The organism is Gordonibacter pamelaeae 7-10-1-b, from assembly GCF_000210055.1.
Classification (GTDB): domain Bacteria; phylum Actinomycetota; class Coriobacteriia; order Coriobacteriales; family Eggerthellaceae; genus Gordonibacter; species Gordonibacter pamelaeae.
Genome location: NC_021021.1, coordinates 852,459 through 853,589, shown reverse-complemented (window position 1 = coordinate 853,589; position 1,131 = coordinate 852,459). Strand labels below are relative to the sequence as shown.

The 1,131-nt window shown below is 73.1% G+C and carries 3 protein-coding genes; 2 read left to right on the top strand and 1 reads right to left on the bottom strand.

Annotated features, from left to right (window positions below; all coding sequences use genetic code 11):
- Nucleotides 1-234 (bottom strand): aldehyde dehydrogenase family protein (locus GPA_RS18865; RefSeq protein WP_041239037.1); only part of this gene is annotated, 234 nt, incomplete at its 3' end.
- 466 nt (nucleotides 235-700) lie between these two features.
- Between GPA_RS18865 and GPA_RS20350 the strand changes: the two genes are divergently transcribed.
- Both GPA_RS20350 and GPA_RS04055 read left to right on the top strand, forming a co-directional pair.
- On the top strand, nucleotides 701-826 hold the full coding sequence (locus tag GPA_RS20350; RefSeq protein WP_015539015.1) for a hypothetical protein: 126 nt from the start codon (nucleotides 701-703) through the stop codon (nucleotides 824-826).
- An 18-nt stretch (nucleotides 827-844) separates the two neighbouring features.
- On the top strand, nucleotides 845-1,131 hold a 287-nt coding region (locus GPA_RS04055), incomplete at its 3' end, for an SAM-dependent methyltransferase (protein WP_041239036.1).

Genomic DNA, 1,131 nt, shown 5'->3' with positions numbered 1-1,131 from the left:
CGGAGCGGCCGCGGCCCACTCGCGTTGGGCGCGCTCGGCGGCGGTGTAGGCCTCGTCCACGTCGGCGCGGTTCGCCAGCACGTGGGCGGACAGGACCTCCTGGTTGTAGGGGTTGACGTCCTGCGCGGTCTCGCCGCTTGCGCCGTCGCGCCAGGCTCCGGCGATGAAGAGCCGGTCGAGGCCGTCGTAGGGGCGGGGGGATGCGGAGGGCGGGGTGTTCGCTGAGGGTGCCATGGCGGTCTCCTGTTCTCGGAGCGCGGCGGGATCGGGTGGCGCCGTCGCGCACGGGCCAATCCGCTCAGTATAGGAGCCTGCGAGCAGGAGGCATCCGTCTGCGGTGAACGGTTGACTGGCGGAAAACCGGTGATCACCGGTGGGAGAATCTGCGCTTGCGTGGTTGCAGGGCCCGGCGAGCGGGTTGTGGCGAGCGGGGTGCGGCGTATCGGCTGTTGCCGCAGGGAACTGGGGAGGGCGAGACGGCGCGCAGGCGTGCGCGATCGCGCGGCGAGCGGGACGTGCGGGCGGCATCGGCCGCACGCCGTCGTTCGGGGCGCGATCGCGCGCCCGTGGTCGTGATGGTTTGGCGGACGTGGCCGCAGGGCGGCGGACACGTGCTGGGCGCGCGGGCCGAAGTGTGCGATTATGAGAGCAAACAGCGGCACGGCTGCGCGGTAGGCGCGGCGGGAAAGGAGCGGACGGCATGGGATGCATGGGGAGCTTGGCCTGCACGGGGGACGGCCCGCTGCCGTTCATCGTGGTGGGCGTGGCGGTTGTGGCGGCGGCGGTGCTGATAGCGGCGTTCGTGCTCATGCGGCGCAACCGCTAGCGGGGGCGGGGAGCAGCTATGGACGGGAAGCTGGTCATCTGCCCCACGCCGCTCGGGAACCTGGGCGACATGACCGAGCGCGCGCTGGCGGCGCTGCGCGCGGCCGACGTCGTGTGCGCCGAGGACACGCGCGTGACGGGGCGGCTGTTGGCGGCGTACGGCATCGAGAAGCGGCTGGAGCGCTTGGACGAGGCGCTCATCGGCGAGCGCGCGGCGTCGCTCGTGCGGCGCGTGCTGGACGGCGAGGTCATCGCGTACTGCTCGGACGCGGGCATGCCGGGCGTGTCGGACCCGGGCCTGCGCCT